Origin of the sequence: Microcoleus sp. (genome assembly GCF_041354475.1) — a bacterium.
Lineage (GTDB): Bacteria > Cyanobacteriota > Cyanobacteriia > Cyanobacteriales > Microcoleaceae > Microcoleus.
The window spans coordinates 104,418-122,478 of sequence record NZ_JBGJZU010000007.1; the positions used below are offsets into that span (position 1 = coordinate 104,418).

Annotated in this window: 13 protein-coding genes; 8 read left to right on the plus strand and 5 right to left on the minus strand. The window is 43.3% G+C overall.

Going from position 1 to position 18,061, the window contains the following annotated elements:
- The first annotated feature begins 12 nt into the window (after nucleotides 1-12).
- Nucleotides 13-348 carry a XisI protein gene (locus ACBR23_RS04640; RefSeq protein WP_341735641.1) on the plus strand — a complete coding sequence of 112 codons (336 nt, stop codon included), beginning with the start codon at nucleotides 13-15 and terminating at the stop codon, nucleotides 346-348.
- A gap of 19 nt (nucleotides 349-367) precedes the next feature.
- Here the strand turns inward: ACBR23_RS04640 and ACBR23_RS04645 are convergent, their stop codons facing one another.
- Nucleotides 368-940, minus strand: a complete 573-nt coding sequence (locus tag ACBR23_RS04645; RefSeq protein WP_371114518.1) for a Uma2 family endonuclease — start codon at nucleotides 938-940, stop codon at nucleotides 368-370.
- Between the two features lie 192 nt (nucleotides 941-1,132).
- Here ACBR23_RS04645 and ACBR23_RS04650 point away from each other — a divergent pair, with 192 nt between their 5' ends.
- The 4 genes from ACBR23_RS04650 to ACBR23_RS04665 all read left to right on the plus strand — a co-directional run bounded on the left by ACBR23_RS04650 (nucleotide 1,133) and on the right by ACBR23_RS04665 (nucleotide 5,291).
- Nucleotides 1,133-2,698 (plus strand): branched-chain amino acid ABC transporter permease, encoded by a 1,566-nt coding sequence (locus tag ACBR23_RS04650; RefSeq protein ID WP_371114447.1) that lies wholly within the window; start codon nucleotides 1,133-1,135, stop codon nucleotides 2,696-2,698.
- Between the two features lie 68 nt (nucleotides 2,699-2,766).
- Entirely contained in the window at nucleotides 2,767-3,588 is an 822-nt protein-coding gene (locus ACBR23_RS04655) for a class I SAM-dependent methyltransferase (RefSeq protein WP_371114446.1), read from the plus strand.
- A gap of 103 nt (nucleotides 3,589-3,691) precedes the next feature.
- A complete protein-coding gene (locus tag ACBR23_RS04660; protein WP_371114445.1) occupies nucleotides 3,692-4,471 on the plus strand; it encodes an ABC transporter ATP-binding protein in 780 nt (259 codons plus the stop codon).
- 112 nt (nucleotides 4,472-4,583) lie between these two features.
- On the plus strand, nucleotides 4,584-5,291 hold the full coding sequence (locus ACBR23_RS04665) for an ABC transporter ATP-binding protein (protein WP_341735637.1): 708 nt from the start codon (nucleotides 4,584-4,586) through the stop codon (nucleotides 5,289-5,291).
- A 344-nt stretch (nucleotides 5,292-5,635) separates the two neighbouring features.
- Here the strand turns inward: ACBR23_RS04665 and ACBR23_RS04670 are convergent, their stop codons facing one another.
- Nucleotides 5,636-11,119, minus strand: coding sequence for a response regulator (locus ACBR23_RS04670; protein ID WP_371114444.1), 5,484 nt, complete (start codon nucleotides 11,117-11,119; stop codon nucleotides 5,636-5,638).
- A gap of 736 nt (nucleotides 11,120-11,855) precedes the next feature.
- Here ACBR23_RS04670 and ACBR23_RS04675 point away from each other — a divergent pair.
- Together ACBR23_RS04675 and ACBR23_RS04680 are read left to right on the plus strand one after the other, a co-directional pair.
- Entirely contained in the window at nucleotides 11,856-12,350 is a 495-nt protein-coding gene (locus tag ACBR23_RS04675; RefSeq protein WP_341735635.1) for a GAF domain-containing protein, read from the plus strand.
- A gap of 155 nt (nucleotides 12,351-12,505) precedes the next feature.
- Nucleotides 12,506-12,631, plus strand: coding sequence for a hypothetical protein (locus ACBR23_RS04680; RefSeq protein ID WP_371114443.1), 126 nt, complete (start codon nucleotides 12,506-12,508; stop codon nucleotides 12,629-12,631).
- Here ACBR23_RS04680 and ACBR23_RS04685 read toward each other — a convergent pair.
- Entirely contained in the window at nucleotides 12,623-14,074 is a 1,452-nt protein-coding gene (locus ACBR23_RS04685; protein WP_371114442.1) for an NAD(P)/FAD-dependent oxidoreductase, read from the minus strand. The two genes, ACBR23_RS04680 and ACBR23_RS04685, sit on opposite strands and share 9 nt — an antisense overlap.
- 117 nt (nucleotides 14,075-14,191) lie before the next feature.
- Nucleotides 14,192-15,241: a glycosyltransferase family 2 protein gene (locus ACBR23_RS04690; RefSeq protein ID WP_371114440.1), complete on the minus strand. Its 1,050-nt coding sequence runs from the start codon at nucleotides 15,239-15,241 to the stop codon at nucleotides 14,192-14,194.
- Nucleotides 15,242-15,869: 628 nt separating this feature from the next.
- Here ACBR23_RS04690 and ACBR23_RS04695 point away from each other — a divergent pair.
- On the plus strand, nucleotides 15,870-16,973 hold the full coding sequence (locus ACBR23_RS04695) for a glycosyltransferase family 2 protein (protein ID WP_371119006.1): 1,104 nt from the start codon (nucleotides 15,870-15,872) through the stop codon (nucleotides 16,971-16,973).
- 126 nt (nucleotides 16,974-17,099) lie between these two features.
- Here ACBR23_RS04695 and ACBR23_RS04700 read toward each other — a convergent pair whose 3' ends face one another.
- Nucleotides 17,100-17,639 carry a Dps family protein gene (locus tag ACBR23_RS04700; RefSeq protein ID WP_340520025.1) on the minus strand — a complete coding sequence of 180 codons (540 nt, stop codon included), beginning with the start codon at nucleotides 17,637-17,639 and terminating at the stop codon, nucleotides 17,100-17,102.
- Between the last annotated feature and the right edge of the window lie 422 nt (nucleotides 17,640-18,061).

The following is an 18,061-nucleotide window of genomic DNA, read 5'->3' on the forward strand; positions in this document are numbered from 1 at the left end:
ATAATTTACAAAATGGATAAACTAGACGAGTACCGGGACTTAATCTATAAAATATTGTCTTACTATGCTAATTTGCCATACAGATATGGCGATATTAGCAGCTATGTGATTGTCAGCCAAGACCGCAATCATTTTATGTTGATGCACGAAGGTTGGGAAGAGCGCAAACGCACTCATGGTGCGGTAGTTCACGTTGAAATTCGCAACGAGAAACTCTGGATTCATTATGATGGTATTGAAGACGGAATTACCGATGAATTACTGGAGGGTGGTGTTCCTGAAAACTGTATTGTTTTGGCTTTTCATTCGCCGGAAGTACGCAAACATACTGGATTTGCGATCGCCTAAAAAATCGATCGCGATCGCATTAAATATTACCAGGTTTAAGCCAGCCAAAAACTTCGTCTAAAGTTAACTGCATTTCGCCCATAAATTCGGGAACTGGCAGTATATCTGTCGGTTCTTGCAATGAAATCGGCTGCTGCCTTGCTGGATAAGCTAAGATGTTTTTCTCATCGGGATCGAGTAACCAACCCATCTGGCAACCGGCGTTCAAACAGTGCAAAATATTGTTGGTAACTTTGGTTTGGCTTTGGCCTGGGGATAAAATTTCTATTGTCCAATCAGGGTGAGCATTGAATGTATTGGCAATTTCGCCGTCAGCGTCTAGGGGAATGCGATTCCAAACAAAAATCGCGACATCGGGAACAATAGAACGTCCGCCAAAGGTGCAGCGAAGTTCTGGTAGGGCTAGGGCAATTTGCTGTTTTTCTCCGATGTCGTTGGCGACTGTGACGAGTCTGGCTTGTAGTTTGCTGTGTTTTCCTTTTGGCATAGGTTTTTCTAAAATAGTACCGTTGATGTATTCGCTAGCGGGTTTGGTTTCTGGGAGTTGCAAAAACTCGTCCAGGGTGATAGTTTTTTCAGGAGCTTGTACCATATTGCGATCGCCCGTTTGAAGTGTGTTGCGGTAACAGTTCCAGTATACAGCAGTTGACAGTTGACAGTGACTAATGGTAGGGTGCGTCGCTATGAGATTGTCTATTTTTTTGAGGGATTCTTTGTGGCGACGCACCCTACGACTTCCTGAAATCAGTTACATCCGTTACAAAATCCGTTGCCGAACTTCCTTATGTCAAACAAAATAATCAAAGCAATTAAATCGAGTGGTATTCTAGGAGCGATCGCCTCTTTGACAGTCCTCCTATTCGGCGGTTGGAGTGGAACAGTCATTGGCTGGCTAATGGGCACGGCGGCAGGCTTTATGGCTGGTCAGGAACAGAAGGCTTACAGCCCAAAAATGGGTGCGACAATCGGTAGTTTAGCCGGATTGGGATTGGGAGTTTGGCTATTAGTTGCTAGCGTGGTAGAAGGGGTGGTAGTTAGACCTTTTTCTGGTCAATCTGCGGTGGATTTAGCGACTACTTTGCTCTATGGAATTTGCAGTTTGGCGATCGCCATTTTGACCGCTACATTAATGGGTGCTCTACAAGGTTTACCAAAGGAACGCCAGCGATTGGCAACTTTGGTGACATTAGCTTTTATTCTAATTCTGTTTCCGTTCATCGATCTTCAGGCTAAAACTGGTTGGATTGCGACTGTAGTACAGATTCAAATCTTTATTATGTTGGCGCTGGGTTTAAACATTACTGTGGGTTTTGCGGGTTTGTTGGATTTGGGATATGCGGCGTTTTTTGCGATCGGCGCTTACACCACGGCTTTGCTATCTTCAGGACAGGTAAATATTGCTTGGAATTTTTGGATAGTTTTGCCGATCGCAGCCGGTGTAGCTGGCATATCGGGGGTAATCCTGGGTATTCCCACCCTGCGACTCAAAGGCGACTATTTGGCAATTGTTACCCTGGGCTTTGGCGAAATTATTCCGGTTGTCTTTAGAAACTTAACCGCGATTCGCATCGATGAACCAGTCTCGAAGATTGTGGCTTCGTTGTTGGGGAAACCAGAGTTGGTGTTATGTCTCGTTGGGTGCGATCGACCTTTCAACCTCACCGGTGGCGAAGCAGGAATTAACCCGATCGGGCGTCCATCTCTCCCCATCATCGGCACTTTCAGCACCGGCAACTACTTTCCCTGGTACTACCTAATTTTACTATTAGTAGTCTTCTCATACTTTATGATTTCCCGACTCCGAGATTCCCGCCTAGGGAGGGCATGGAATGCCATGCGCGAAGATGAATTAGCGGCTAGTGCCATGGGCATTAACCTCGTCAAAACCAAACTTTCTGCTTTTGCAATGGGAGCGACATTTTCGGGCTTTGCAGGCGCGTTTTACGCAGCTTATATCAGCGCCATTTTTCCCAGCGTCTTCGATTTTTCCGTCTCCGTAATCATCCTGTGCATGGTAATTTTAGGAGGCTTGGGTAACATGACTGGTGTGATTTTGGGCGGTATCATTATCATGTCCGCCGATCGCCTTTATCTACCCCAACTAGCCCAAGTCCTTAAAGGTTTTCTGAATACTTTTGTACTACCCAGGATTGCCATCCCGCAGTTAGCAGACTTTCTGGCTACCAGTTTAGACCCGATTCAAATGCGTTTATTTCTGTTCGGTTTAACTCTAGTTGTCATGATGATTGTCCGCCCAGAAGGGCTGATTCCCGATAAAATTCATCAAGCTGAATTGCATGATGATGCTGAAGCGAGTAATGAGTCTTTAGCAGATGCCAGAAGTCAATAGTAATATCAATTCTGGTTAATTGGCGATCGCTATTCAACAAAACATCAGACAAGGGGGAAACATCAGCGATGAGTAATAATTTAACTGGGACTGCTTTTATTGTGGCAGAATTTAGATCAGAAGAAAATGCAGAGACTACCCCTCTTTACACTGACAATGTAGTACAAATATGGCTAAATGAAGAAACCAGAAAAATTGCCAGCGAAATAGCTCAAAACTCTCCGGCTGCTAAAGAAATGATTAAATTGCGGACTAAATATTTTGATGATATTTTGTCCAATCAAATTTTAGCAGGCTGCAAGCAAATTGTGATTTTAGGCTCTGGTTTGGATACTCGCGCTGCTAGAATAAATGGATCGGGAGTGATTTATTTTGAAATAGACGATCGCGCGACACTTGAATTAAAAGAATCCACACTCAAAGCTCATAAAATTACGGCAAATGTCCGCTACATTCCCGGCGATTACGTCCAAAATAATTTAATCGCTTTGTTGAAACAGAGCGATTTTGATTTTGAGCAACCTACATATTTTTTGTGGGAAGGGAACACCACCTTACTTGCCAAACAAGATGTCATCTTTGTATTAGAAACAATTCGCGACCATGTTAAGGATTTTAAATTGTCCTTTGATTATATGTCGGAAAAAGTGATTGCGAGAACCACGGGCTACCAAGATATCAATGATTACATAGATAAATACGAAAGTATGTACACACCGTGGATTACTGGGTTTGAAAATATTGAGACTTTGGCTGACGAACTAAGTCTCAAAATTATTGATAACTTCTCAACCGCCCAGTTGCACGAACAATATCGCCCTCACCGTTCGTTAGCATCTAATCTTTTAAAATTCTACTTTGTTTGTACGTTAGAACTTATATCTGAGTAGTAAAAAACCATATTTAACCGCCGAATGTAATACGGGGCTACACAAACTTTCGTCCGCCTGCGCAGACTGCAAAAAAAGCAAACTAATAGGAAATAGAACCAAAATGTCATTATTAGAAGCACAACAACTTACCATGCGATTTGGCGGCTTGACTGCCGTCAATCAGGTCAGTTTAACTTTGGAAAAAGGGTCGATCGCCAGTTTGATCGGCCCCAACGGTGCCGGCAAAACTACATTCTTTAATATGCTGACAGGTATCTACAAACCAACTGCGGGCCAGTTGATACTTGAAAATAAAAATATTACCGGTTTACCGCCCGATCGCCTGACAACTTTCGGCATTGCTAGAACCTTTCAAAACATCCGCTTGTTCAACAATATGACTGTGCTGGATAATGTTTTAGTCGGTAGACACTGCCGCTTAAAAGCTGGTTTGTTGGGTGCAATCTTCCGCTCTCCCACTGTGACTTTGGAGGAACGGGAAGCTAAGAAAAAAGCCTTGACGATGCTGGAATTTGTCGGTTTAGGTGCTGCGAAAGCCCCGGAGTTGGCAAAAAACCTTTCCTACGGCGACCAGCGTAGATTGGAAATTGCTAGGGCTTTGGCATCGGACCCGAAAGTTTTGCTTTTAGATGAACCGACTGCGGGGATGAATCCGAACGAAACTGCCGATTTAACTCGCTTTATTTACCGAATTCGGGATGAGTTGGATTTGAGTATTTTGCTAATTGAACATGATATGAAAGTGGTGATGGGAATTAGCGATCGCGTCAGTGTTATGGAATATGGCACTAAAATTGCAGAGGGAACTCCCGATGAAGTTCGCGCTAATCCTCGCGTGATTGAGGCATATTTGGGAAAAGAAGAAGATGCCAACGGGTAATAAAGTGGATCGCGATTAACCTTACCCGATCGATATTTGAGCTCGTTCCTCAACTTTTTATTTAACTTCAAACTCAGATAATATAACGAAGGACAAAGCAGAAAGAGTAATTATGTTGGAAATCAAAGACATTCACACCTACTACGGAAATATTCACGCCCTCAAAGGAGTATCGCTAACAGTCTCTCAGGGAGAAGTTGTGACATTAATCGGTAGCAACGGGGCGGGGAAAACTACAACTCTCCGCACGATTCAAGGGCTGCTGCGCCCACGCCAAGGTACTGTGTTATTTGAAGGGAAGCCTTTGGAATCGCTGTCTACAGAGGCGATCGTCCGTTTGGGTATTTCTCAAAGCCCCGAAGGGCGGCTGATTTTCCCGCGCATGACAGTACAAGAAAACCTAGAAATGGGTGCTTATCTCCGTAATGATACTCTCGGTATTAAATCAGACATGGAAAAAGCATTAAATTTATTTCCCCGTTTGCGAGAAAGAATTAGTCAAAAAGGCGGTACTCTTAGCGGTGGTGAACAGCAAATGTTGGCGATCGGTCGCGCTTTGATGTCGCGCCCCCGTCTGTTATTATTGGATGAGCCGAGTATGGGACTCGCACCGATGTTAGTGAGTCAAATTTTTGCGATCGTCCGCGATATTAATGCTCAAGGTACAACTATTTTACTCGTAGAACAAAACGCCCGCATGGCTTTAAGTGTAGCTCATCGCGGTTATGTCATCCAAACTGGTCAAGTTGTAGTCGCCGGTAGTGCTAGTGATTTGCAGTCAAATGAAACTGTTCGCAAAGCATATTTAGGTGAAAGTTAAATAGTTATATTTGTTATTTGTTATTTGTTGTTTGTTATTTGTGATTGGTTATATCAAATCCGGTAGCATCTGAATGATTCAGATCTCTATTCTCTCCCTCTGTGTCCTCTGTGTTCTCTGCGGTTAAATCATTCCGATGCAGCCGGAAACGATATTATTTGTTGGTAAAAACAACACTAATAATCAACAAATAATAGGACTTACGGATAAGCTCTATATGTAGTGTAAAAAATGTGGATTTTAGAGCAACTCATAGTCTTACAGAATATTTTTGGTGTAAGTCCTGAATAACCCACAACAAATAACAAATAACAAATAACCAATAACCAATAATAAATAACCAATTACCCAAGGGGCGCTCGCAATTGCCGCCTCTCCAACTCCCGTTCAAAAGCCACGCGCACTTTTTCCCACTCCACTTCCGCTTCAAACAGCCAATCGCGGGCTATTCCAACATCAAAAGTCTGGCTCCCTCCCGACTCAACCGCCGCACGGCTAATCGACTCCAACTCCTTGCAAACTTCCGAAAAAGACACCGCCCCCAAATTAGCACTACTAGACTTTAGCGTGTGAGAAGCCAGCTTCAAACTGTCAGCATCGCCAGTAAAAATAGCCTCTTTGATTGCTTCTAAATGTCGCGGTGCATCTGCTAAATAGATATTAATTAAATCTGCTAAAAAATTGGGGTCATCATCATCATCTAGCTCGCTGAGATTTTGTAAAATATGAAAATCTATCGGCGAAACATTTTCGGTTTTAACAATAGGAGAACCAGTCCCATAGCCACTTTCTAATTTGCGAGGGACACTGCCATTTTTGGACTCATTAACCGCAGTCAATCCATCCCGATTGAGAGGTTGACATTTACTCAGGGCGATCGCCAACTCTTCCCGACGGACAGGTTTAGTAATATAATCATCCATACCCGCTGCCATACATTTTTCGCGATCGCCCTGCATCGCATTAGCAGTCATAGCAATAATTCTCGGCTTTTGGTGAGCCGGGAATTCCCGACAGATATGGCGCGTCGCTTCCAATCCATCCATTTCCGGCATCTGCACATCCATCAGCACAACATCGTAAGATTTTCGCTTCAGAATCTCCAAAACCTGCAACCCATTAGCAGCAATATCAGCCCGATATCCTATCCTATCGAGCAAATGTGTTGCTACTTTTTGATTTACCACATTGTCCTCTGCCAGCAAAATCCGAATCGGATCTCTCTTCGATCCATCCGGGGAGGAAATCGCTCCCTGTCTCAACACCAAAGGAGTTGGCTGCACGCGCTGTTGTGTCTGGGAATTTTCAAAATACTGCAATCTTGAAGTCAAACTCGCCACACTTGAAACATCCCCCCGGCTATTTCTGGCAGTAACATAGCCAAAAACTTGCACCAAAACATTATAAAACTGAGACTGTTTCAGAGGCTTAGTTAAAAAAGCAGCAAAATGCACTTCTGTAGTTTCAAGTTTTTTCCAAACTTCCGCCTTACTCAAATAAGTAAATAGCACCAAAGGTAGTGGATTTTTCTGATTACTTTGAATATTTATCCCATTCCTATCTAAGCCTTCACTGTCGGCCAAAAAATTGCGCATTTCAAGTTTCCGAATTTCCACAGCCAAGGCAACACCATCCATATCTGATAAATTCATTGCCAAAATAGCCAAATCTATCTCGGAATTGTCTTTAATTATTTCCAAAGCCTGAGCCGCAGAAGTTGCCGTCACGGGTATCATGCCCCAAGACTCAGCCTGGGCAATCAAAACTTGCCGATTTATTTCATGATTTTCCACAATTAACAGACGCTTTCCTACGACAAAATCCGGCTGTTTTTCCTCCGAATTACCTTCGATCGCTTCCGCCATCAGCGTAAAATAAAAAATGGAGCCGGTTCCCGATATCGACGGCTCTACAAATTCCGCAGGCGCTTGTCCCACCACACTTTTTCTAAACTCAGGCAGTGATGTTTGGAAATGACTATTTGGTCTAGATACCTGACTAAAAACCCACATTCTACCAGACATCATATCGCTAAGGCGCTGACTGATTGCCAGTCCCAAACCAGTACCCCCGTATTGTCGAGTAGTTGAAGCATCGACTTGTGAAAAAGCTTTAAACAGACGATCCATCCGGTCTGGTGGAATGCCTATTCCCGTATCTTGCACAGCAAATTGAATTTCGTATTGTTTATTAACTGTTAAGTCTTCCGGGTTAATTACGAACTGTTCTTGTTCTAAATTATTTTCATTTAACGGTGAAGTAGCCGCAGCCTTGGGCAGAATTTCTCTAGCGGTACAACGTACCACTATTTCTCCTGATTCGGTAAATTTAACGGCATTCCCCAACAAATTTACTAATATTTGGCGCAGTCTAGTGACATCGCCTAAAATCTTTTTAGGAACTGAAGAATCAATTAAGTAAGCTAACTCTAAGCCTTTTTCCGAAGCTTTCGGTGCTAGCAATTCTAGAGATTCTTCTATACAGTTTTGTAATTCAAAAGGATGTTTTTCTAAATCTAATTTACCAGATTCTATTTTGGAAAAATCGAGGATGTCGTTAATAATAGTCAGTAAAGCATCGCCACTACTGCGAATCGTTTCGACAAAATCCCGCTGTTCAGGAGTCAGCGCCATATCTAGCAGCAAACCAGTCATGCCAATTACTGCATTCATGGGAGTGCGGATTTCGTGACTCATGGTAGCTAAAAATTCGCTCTTGGCTTGGTTAGCAACTTCCGCTGCTTGTCTGGCTTGATCTAAAGCTTCATTTTGCTCTGCCAGTTGCTGCTGTCGCTCAACTTCTGTTTCTAACAGCTTTGCTTGAGCTAAAGTAATGCCGACTTGAGCGGCAACATCTTCTAAAAGTTCTATTTCGTCTGGATTCCATTGACGAGTTGCATCGCACTGGTGCAAAGTAATAATTCCGTTGGGTTTGTTTTGATAGGAAGTGCGAACTGCTAACATAGATTTCAGTCCGATGCGGCGACACATGGGTACTGAGGATTCGAGCAAAGGATCGGCAAACACATCGGGAGATGCTAGGGCTACATCTTCGGAAAGGAGTTTTTCGGTATAGGGGTTGTAAGTTACAGAGAGTTCTAAATCTAAAGCTGATTCGTAGGCTGGTTCTAAGTATTCTGCGACGCAAGGAAGGTGGGGATAGGGTTCGACTAGATAGGTGTGAATTGTACAGCGATTGACACCAAATACGCGGCCGATTTGGGTGGCGGTTGTTTGGACAATTTCTTGGGTATCTAAGGTCGATCGCACTTTTTGAGTGATTTGTTTGAGCAACAAAACCCGCTGGTATTGCCGCTGCAAAGTTAGCTCTCGTTCCTCGCGGGCGATTTCCGAGCCGATGTAATTCCCCATCAACTTTAAGATTTCTAAATTGAGGGGTTTTATAGGAGGTTTAGGGGTGCGGGATGTAAAGCTCAAGGTGCCAAAAACTCGGCCGCCTACCATTACCCGCGTACCCATAAATGCCTCCAGCCTACGCACTGTGTATGCCGGGTGGTGTCGCCACTGAGTAGTACCCGCGGATTCGATGGAAATGGGTTCTGGCGCTCGCAATACCTCTCGTTCAAAAGTTCTACTTAAAGCAAAACCGTCTCCTTTAGCAAATCCGAAGGGAAAATCTTCTGGTAAATAAGCCGCCATCACTTCGTAGCGATCGCCCAAAACCCGTCCCAACAGCCCAATATCCATGCCAAACTGACTGCAACCCATTGCCAGCAGCCTCGCCGTGCGCTCATCAAAGGAGCCTTGAGAGCTCACCATTACCTCGTAGAGCGCTCGAATTGCCCTTTCACTTTCCCGCAGTTCCTCAACCCCTTCGACACGGCGGCTGACATCATGCAAAGTCCCCAAAATTCCAACAATTTCACCTTCGGAATTCAGTCTCGCCTGGGCAAATATTTCCACTGAAATAAAGCCGGAACAACTTTTATTGTCTAACTCATCAAAACCGATAGGATACCTTTTCAAAAATTGCACTTCGCGCCGATGAAATTCTGACTTGCGCGCCACCAAAGAATCGAATAATTTGGCACACTGCTGTCGCTCATTGATGTGTATCCAATCTAAAAAATGAGTTTGTAAACTTTCTGCCACTGAATAACCAGTCATGTCCGTCCAAGCACGGCTCAGAAATGTCCAAACCCCTCGCACATCCATCTGAAAAATTACAGTTGCTTTCAGAGAGTCAAATATTTCTGATTGCTGCTGCTCGCTTTCGCGGAGTTTTACCTCTAACTCCTTCTTTTGAGTAATATCTGTATGAGTTCCGACCATCCGCAGTGGTTTTCCCTCAGCATTTCGCAAAACTTGACCCCGGTTGAGCACCCAAATAATGCTACCGTCTTTGGATTGCATCCGGTATTCTGTTACAAACTCCGCTGTTTTTCCTGCTAGGTGATCTTCTACAACTGCTTTGACTAAATCCAGATCTTCGGCGTGAATTCGGCTCCACCATTCGGAACTTCGGTGGTCGATTTCACTCTCAGAGTAACCCAGCATTTCTTTCCAGCGATCGGAATAAAAACAATCATCAGTTTCAATATTCCAATTCCAAATCCCTTGATTGTTGATTTGAAGCGCCAGATTTGCTAGGTCGGAACTTTTTTGAGAGATTTGTTCAATTTCTTGGCGATGCACCGCCGCCATTTTTATTTGTGCAGATAGTTTTTTATATTGGGTGCTGGTAGATTCTAGCTGGCGCTGCAAAGCGATTAAACCCGAATAGAGAGATTTTGAATCCAGGGCTTGCAATAGGATGGTTTTAGGATTAACAATACCGATCGGGTGACTATTTTCGTTGACAACTAATAAAGGCAGTTGGCAGTAGGTTTTTTGCAAAAGACCGATGGCTGTTTCCAGAGTTTGGTAAGGCCGTACCAGGGCTGGCGGGCTGCTGCAAACCGTTCCCGCTTTAGTTTGGTTAGAGTCTATTCCCAGTGCTTGCAACAGCACAATATCGCGGGTACTGACCACCCCAAGCAGCTTGTTGTTGGTAAATTTTGAATTCTGAGTCGTCCCCGTCGCATTTTGTTCAGCGGTTTCGGTGATCAATACATAGTTAACATTGTTTCTGAACATCAGTTGCGCCAAGTAACGAACTGAAGCACTAGCCGGAGCATGAATAATCCGGGAGGCAGCGATGCGAGGGATTTGATAAAGTTTGATTGAGTTAGCTGGCAACTCTAATTTCGGATGCAAACTTGGCGCTGGCGGAGGGGGTGTCAATACCGTTTGAGGTGAGGAAACGCTACTAACTGCTTTTTTTTTCGAGTTCCCAGCATCCTGTAACATTTGTAGCAAGCTTTGAGTGCTAATGATACCGACAAGTTCGTCAACTTCGCTGACGATGGGCAAGTGGCCTATTTGGTTTTTTTCCAGCAGACTTCCCAAGGCAAAAATGTCGGTAATTTGCGATTCTCTGGCTACAGTTACCGTTCTGATCATAATTTGTTCGATCGCAAATCCTTTTAAAGAAGCCCCGATCGAATTTAGCTGTACAATATCTCGTTCTGTGAGGATACCCAGCACCGGCCCATCAGCCGGATAGCTTGGTTTTGAGCTGTTGAGACTCCGCCCATTTAAGTCTGAGTGTACCGGACGGGGTACGGTATCGTAAAAACCTAAATTTTTCCGTGCTGCTGCCTTCGGGTCTGTCCAAGTTTCTCGTTGAAAATTCCCGTGCTGTTCCAGCACTAGCACGTAACTAGCCCCTGTGCGACTCATCAGTTCGATCGCCTCTTCTATGGGTGTCTGAGGCGTTACAATGAGGGGATTGCGGTTAATTACCTGATTGAGGGAGGGAATAAACATCAGGGGGCATAGGAGTGATATTGGTTAGAAAACCGCGACATCGTAAAGGTTTAGATATTTGGCTGCCGCCAATAGATGCTGACGGCTCTGGTAGTCGGGGTAATTGTCAGGATTTTGGCATCATAAACTTATGCGGTAACACTAGACCCAAAATCTCCGATTTTTTTGATTATAAGCCACACTACCAATTGTCTTAACTTTAATCTTCCTTTTGACTCTATCAAAGATTATACTAGAGGACTGTACTTGACTGGTTAACTCTCTCACCTTTTTCTGGACGATACCGTAATTGCTCTCACCTAGGGAAGGGAACTGCCTGGAGTTCTGTGGGAGGTCTGACACCTCAACACCAGGTATTCACCAGGCATGGTCTGGCGATCGCCACCGGACGGATTTAAGTATTTGTACCGTAAAATAAGCATCACTAAGTAACCTGGAGCAAAGCAATAACAGAAGTAATATCACTATTTTAAATTTTTCAATAAATCGCCTCAATTTTCATCATTTTTTTGATAAAAAATGGCATCAAAATTTATAGCCAAGTCTAACTTAGGGGCGTAGTTATTAAGTTTATAGAAGTTGTATTTCTTCAAGTTAAACAAGCTTGAGGAAAGGTTATCGACGAAATTTAAACCAAAATTTATGACCAAATCCCCATCACTATACAGCCGAGCGCGATCGCAGCAAAATTCAGGTACGCTATCCTGTAATTATACCTATCTACACCATTGATACCATGTCTGTCGATCGCCTGCAAAAGATTGTTGATAGCTTGAGAGTTCGTCTCAAGCGCGATGTATTAGTTGAAAAATCCCTATACGAAATTCGGGAAGTCTTACAAAGCGATCGCGCCGTACTCTACTATTTTTACAGACAGTGGCATGGTCAAGTTACCTGCGAGATGTTAAGTGCGATCGAACTGTCGATTTTAGGTTCCACCGGGCCTGACGAGTGTTTTAACGGTGAATATGCTGCTTTGTACCAAGGGGGTAGAGTCAGAGCAATTACAGATATTGAACTAGAACCAATTCACGAATGTCACCGAGATTTTCTGCGTAGCCTGAAGGTGCGCGCTAATTTAGCAGTGCCAATTTTAACGGCGAAGGGGCTTTGGGGACTGTTAATTGCTCATCAGTGCAGCGGGCCACGCATTTGGTCGCGATCGGATATTGAATTCATGCAGACACAAGCACAAAATATAGCCATGTCTCCCACAATTCAAAATAGCTAAACATCACACCAATCAACCCTAATTCTTCAATCTGCATGGGCTGCTGAATCGTGATATCGTTTCCGGTTGTATCGGAATGATTAAACCACAGAGAACACAGAGGACACAGAGAAAGAGAAGAGAGAAATAATAATTCCGATGTCAACGGATTTGATATGATGCGCTGTTTGATAGCGAGCACAAGTTTAGATTATGTTTGGGTAATGATAGTTGAGCCGATCGCCCCTACACAAAAGATGCGCGATCGCCTCCGCAGTCACCATTGCCAAATCTCAACTTGACTGCGAAATCAAATCCGAATCCTTTTTTTCCTTAGATCGATCGACTGAAAAATCTTCATAGTACGAGCGTTCAGTATTCACATCCCACAAATCGTGCTTTTCCCCCAGAATATTTCTCACCGCCAATATCCCCGTTAGCATAGAATGGTCTTGATTGTTGTATCGGTGCATACCATTGCGCCCGATCGTCTGCAAATTCTCAATTCCCTTCAAAAAACCTTCCAGAACCTGCAAGTGTCCCCGATATTCGCCATCATAAACTGGATAAGCTTTGAGTTGCCTGATCACAACTCCATCCTCAACATCCGCAGATTTTGCTAAACCCAAACCAACCAACTCGCGACTTGCTAATTCCACAAGTTCCGCGTCCGACATTTCCCAAATCTCGTCACCTACGCTACAGAAATATTCCATCCCTAAACAACTTTTGTTAGCGTCTGGAACTAAAGCAGCACTCCAATTCTTAAAATTTTGAATGCGTCCAACTTTGACTTCGGGAGAGTGAATATAAATCCAGTTGTCTGGAAACAAATCCTGGCGATCGACAATCAGCGATACAATCAAAAAATCTCGATATTTGAGCGATCGAGCCGCGTGCAAAACCTCCGGTGGCGGCGGCGGCTCCATTCTTGCTACCAGCGCCGATATCGGCATACTCGTCACAAAATTATCCGCAGAAAATTGCACTAATTCGCCATTATGTTCAGCAGTAATACTTTTAATTTTATTTCCTTCACGCTGCCAGCTAATGACTTTAGTATCCAGGTAAACTTTGCCCTTTTTACTTTCCACAGCTTCCGCGAACTTTTCCCACATCATCCCCGGCCCCAAAGCCGGATAATCAAACTCTTTAATTAATGTTTTAGTATCATTGCTACCAAACAAAGCATTAATAATTGCTGTCTTCAATGACAATCCTTTAATTCGCTGTGCCGCCCAATCAGCTTGAATTTCCGAACAAGGAATGCCCCAAACTTTTTCAGTGTAAGTTTTGAAGAATGTTTTGTATAGTCGTTCTCCAAAACGATTGATCACCCACTGTTCAAAAGTTTTTTCTTCAGGAAGGGGCTGAATTCTCACTTTCAGATAGCTCAACAAAATTAGCATACTTTCCAATATGCCCAAATTAAATAGAGTATTGAAGGCACTTATCGGATAATCAAAAAAACGACCTCGATAATAAATTCTCGACAATCGAGGCACTTTAATAAAATCATTTCCCAGTACCTCTTGCCACAACTGCTGCACGGCAGCAACTTTAGTATAAAAGCGGTGGCCACCAATGTCGAAACGATAGCCTTTGTAGGTTTCGGTGCGAGCTATTCCCCCAACTTTATCATCTTTCTCTAATACCACAGGGATGATACCTTGCTTGACTAGCTCGTAGGCTGTAGTCAAACCGGCAGGTCCAGCACCGACGATCGCAACAGGATAATGTTTCACACTTGCCTACCTCTAGTTTTTTATATGACTATCTAATGCTGTTATAACTTGTGAACTTAGTAGATGCACCCGTGAATACCCTGAGACATTCTCGCTCGATTCAAACATTTACCTTCTTCAGTTGGTCTTGAGCGGTTGAGCAGATACTGGCAAGCTAACCTTGACAGTCAAGGGCTTTTTTTGGGACAACACATGGCGAGCAGTGCCGATCGCAAAGCCTAGTCCGCTGTAAAAGTAGTAAAGCCAGTGCCAAGGAATTGTTTTGATCGCGAATATCATACCATGTTTCCGCCAAAAGAAGGCGTAAAGCGGAGCATTAATTACTACCAGCGGTACAGCCAGCAAGCTAGCCAATATCAGAGCACCCAGAGACCACCAAGTACCCAAAAATGACAGTAGCATTGCATAAGTTAAAACTATGCTGACGCGGCTGGAAACTTGCAAGTTGAGGTCATTGTTCAATTTGCGATCGCGCCAAATCAACTCTGTCCAAGGCAATGCTCGGTAGAAAAAATCTGCTCTGAGTAACGAAATAGGTTCCCACCGTTTTAAGTGTTTCACCTGTAATGTTTTACATAACCTAATTTTGTAACCTGCTTGTTTCAAACGGTAGCCTAGTTCAATATCTTCGATCGAAGGTCGGCGATAACTTTCATTAAAGCCACCCATCTGCAAAAAGATTTCCCGGCGGATCAATCCACAAGCACCCCAAAAAGTCGAAGCTTCTTCATTACCTGTTTGGTGGACGTAGTGGTGCATCAGATTTCTATATTGCGACAAAAAACCTGGATCTCCAGGAGCATCGTCGTAAGAACCAATTGCCGCAGCTAAATAAGGGTTATTTTTGAATACCGAAATTGCGTAGCCTATAGCTTCTGGACAAACAGCCACATCAGCATCCACGAAAAACAGAATATCTCCCTTCGCAGCCTGAGCTCCCAAATTCCTTGCCCGCGCCGGCCCCCCGGATTCGGGAATTCTGATTAATTTAGCACCAAATTCCTTTGCCAAACGCCAGGAACCATCGCTGTCCCCATCTGCTACTACAATAATCTCCATCGGTCTCGGTACAGCTCGATCCAGTTTTGACAAACAGGTGCGGAAGTAAGCACCCCCGTTGTGGACTGGGATAATCACGGATACAGTTGGTTCAGAAGTATAAATCATCACCTAATTTCTTTAATTTTCCTAGCAAAAACTTCGGTTAATTTTACAGATGCTACTTTACACAGGATAAAGGCGGCTCTACTTTTTACTCAACAACCCGATCTTTGTTTCTCTTCAACGGCATTTTTTTCTGGGGTCTGTCGCTGCTTTTTCCCCAATTTCTACCCGTATTTTACGCCGGATTTGGCGCACACTGGTAGTATAAAAGCAACAGCTTTACAAAATCTTTAAAAATACCATGGATTTGTGTAAAGCTGATGACAAGCACGCTCCACCCTCTTCTGTGACTGTGTTGACAGACACCAAATTGCGATGGCGAACTCCTTTAGAGGTATAAAAAAGCACATATACTTGAGATGCTTTTTGACAGTGTACGATCGACCTTTATACCAATTTAATGTGAAGTTGAATATATTTCGATCCCCCTAAATCCCCACCCCCCCCTAGCCCCCCCCAAGGGGGGAAGGGGGACTTTGAGAAGAATCTTGTCCCCCCCTCCCACCAGGGGGGTTAGGGGGGATCAGATTCGGGAGCAGCCTCATAAAAAATTGGTATTAGTCGTTTCTTAATATACCATTAGCTCAGCCTTTTCGATCCACAATTTTACCAGCACCAGTTTAGACCATATATGAACATTTCCCACAACGACTTAGATTTGCCTTTAATTTCAGTCATCATACCTGCTTACAACGCTGAAAATTTTATTGCCAAAACACTCTTATCTGTATCATCTCAAACTTATCAAAACCTAGAAATATTAGTTGTTAATGATGGTTCTACAGACACCACCGCAGACATAATCAAATCTTTCGCCCAAAAAGATAAGCGAGTTATCCTATTGGAACAATCCAATGCAGGCGTAGCCGCCGCGCGCAACCTCGCCATTGAAAAATCTAGAGGCGAATATATTGCTCCCATCGATGCCGACGATATTTGGTATCCTCAAAACCTAGAAAAACAATTAGACTGCTTAAGGAAATCAGAGCAATCCGTAGGAGTGGTCTATTCGTGGTCTCTTGATATCAACGAAGAAGACTTACTCACAGGTGGATTTTACAACTCTCTCGTAGAAGGAGAAGTTTACACAGCTTTAGTTTATAAATATTTTATGGGTAATGCGAGTTCATGTCTGATCCGCCGGATTTGTTTCGAGAAAGTCGGCGGTTACAATAGCCAATTGAAAGCCGAAAATGCCCAAGGCTGCGAAGACTTGGAACTTTTTCTCCGCATCGCCGAACATTATCAATTTAAAGTAGTACCAGAATTTTTAGTTGGCTACCGACAGATTCCCAGCAGTATGTCTTGTAACTATGCAGCAATGGCAAAATCTCACTCTTTAATTATGGCAGATGTGCGGGAGCGGCATCCTGAAATTCCTGCCAAGATTTATGGCTGGTCAAATAGCAGTTTTTATATGTACAATTTAGCAATAAAAAGCAACCGTAACGGCAACCATTTGAGTACATTATTTTGGCTATATCGAGCTTTTAAAGAAGATTTATTCATGACTCTTTTGCGTCACAATTTTTACATTTTATCTATGGAAAGTATCGGAAAAATTCTAGTTAAACCATTTACTCAATCTAGGTTAGAGTTTAAACAACAATTGCCCTCAAGTGAAGGAACAACAATTGCCGCCGTCAACCGCCGAACCATGATTCATAAAATGCTCCCATCTCAGGTATACGAAAGAATCAGACTCAATATTTTAGTAAATCAAGGCGGCAAATAAACCAACATCAAAAAACCAGATTTTAGCAATAAACCTGGTCTTTGATGTCATCTATAGAATCAGGTTAAACAAAAGAAAATATATTTTCCTGATTCCTGATTTCTGCTTGCTTCTACGTCTAAATTTTTAAGCGTGAGAAGCTGTAGGAGTTTTAGCTTTTGGCTGCTTACCATCGGGCGAAATAGATTCCCCTTCAATAAAAGACCGCAGCATCCAAGCCATTTGTTCGTGCTGTTCCATTAAGCCAGTCAAAAAGTCTGCCGTTCCATCATCCTTAAACTCTTCACTGCACTGTTCGACGTGTTCACGGAGATTGCGAATAACCAACTCGTGGTCATCAACTAAACGCGATACCATTTCCGTAGCTAAAGGCAAATCGCCGATATGTTCTTTAATCGAACCATACTTCAGAAAACCCTCAGCAGTACCAATTGGATAGCCACCTAAAGTTCTCACCCGTTCCGCCATAGCATCGATATTGAGTGTTAACGCCTGATAGTGTTCTTCCCACAATTGATGGAGCGATCTAAACTGTGGGCCAACTACATCCCAGTGGTACTTCTTAGTTTTGATTAACAGCAGATAAGCATCGGAGAGGTCGTGATTCAACAGTTCGATGACTCCCGCACGTTGCTCTTCGGATAGACCTATGTTTAACTTACGCATTGAAACTGTTTCCTACAATCTAAGTTTCCATTCATTAAAACCGATTTACTGTGTCAATTACATCAACCCAAAGGACGATTGAAGTTTAGTAAAATAGCCTAGTTTTCTGTTACAATAATCGCCATATAGATACCTTTAGATAGATGCAATGAAACTTTTGGTTCCGAGCCGTTAGTGCCACTGTGGCGATCGCAAAGATGGGCAAGTCGGCGATCGCCCACTCAATGCCCACTCAATATATATATATGGTTTGACTATCCTCCCAGCGCCCCAGACTCATCAGCTACATACCCTAGTTTGTCGTTTGAGAACCGAAATATTGTAACGAAATATTACAAAGTGACGTTAAAACTGTATAGAGTCTTGACAGCCAAGAAAGGAGCCGCTATTCTGATATACATACCCGGGTAAGTCAATTCACA

Coding starts and splice junctions, on each gene's coding strand:
- ACBR23_RS04640 (WP_341735641.1), top strand. CDS start 13: ATGGATAAACTAGACGAGTACCGGGACTTAATCTATAAAATATTGTCT.
- ACBR23_RS04645 (WP_371114518.1), bottom strand. CDS start 940: ATGGTACAAGCTCCTGAAAAAACTATCACCCTGGACGAGTTTTTGCAA.
- ACBR23_RS04650 (WP_371114447.1), top strand. CDS start 1,133: ATGTCAAACAAAATAATCAAAGCAATTAAATCGAGTGGTATTCTAGGA.
- ACBR23_RS04655 (WP_371114446.1), top strand. CDS start 2,767: ATGAGTAATAATTTAACTGGGACTGCTTTTATTGTGGCAGAATTTAGA.
- ACBR23_RS04660 (WP_371114445.1), top strand. CDS start 3,692: ATGTCATTATTAGAAGCACAACAACTTACCATGCGATTTGGCGGCTTG.
- ACBR23_RS04665 (WP_341735637.1), top strand. CDS start 4,584: ATGTTGGAAATCAAAGACATTCACACCTACTACGGAAATATTCACGCC.
- ACBR23_RS04670 (WP_371114444.1), bottom strand. CDS start 11,119: ATGTTTATTCCCTCCCTCAATCAGGTAATTAACCGCAATCCCCTCATT.
- ACBR23_RS04675 (WP_341735635.1), top strand. CDS start 11,856: ATGTCTGTCGATCGCCTGCAAAAGATTGTTGATAGCTTGAGAGTTCGT.
- ACBR23_RS04680 (WP_371114443.1), top strand. CDS start 12,506: ATGATGCGCTGTTTGATAGCGAGCACAAGTTTAGATTATGTTTGGGTA.
- ACBR23_RS04690 (WP_371114440.1), bottom strand. CDS start 15,241: ATGATTTATACTTCTGAACCAACTGTATCCGTGATTATCCCAGTCCAC.
- ACBR23_RS04695 (WP_371119006.1), top strand. CDS start 15,870: ATGAACATTTCCCACAACGACTTAGATTTGCCTTTAATTTCAGTCATC.
- ACBR23_RS04700 (WP_340520025.1), bottom strand. CDS start 17,639: ATGCGTAAGTTAAACATAGGTCTATCCGAAGAGCAACGTGCGGGAGTC.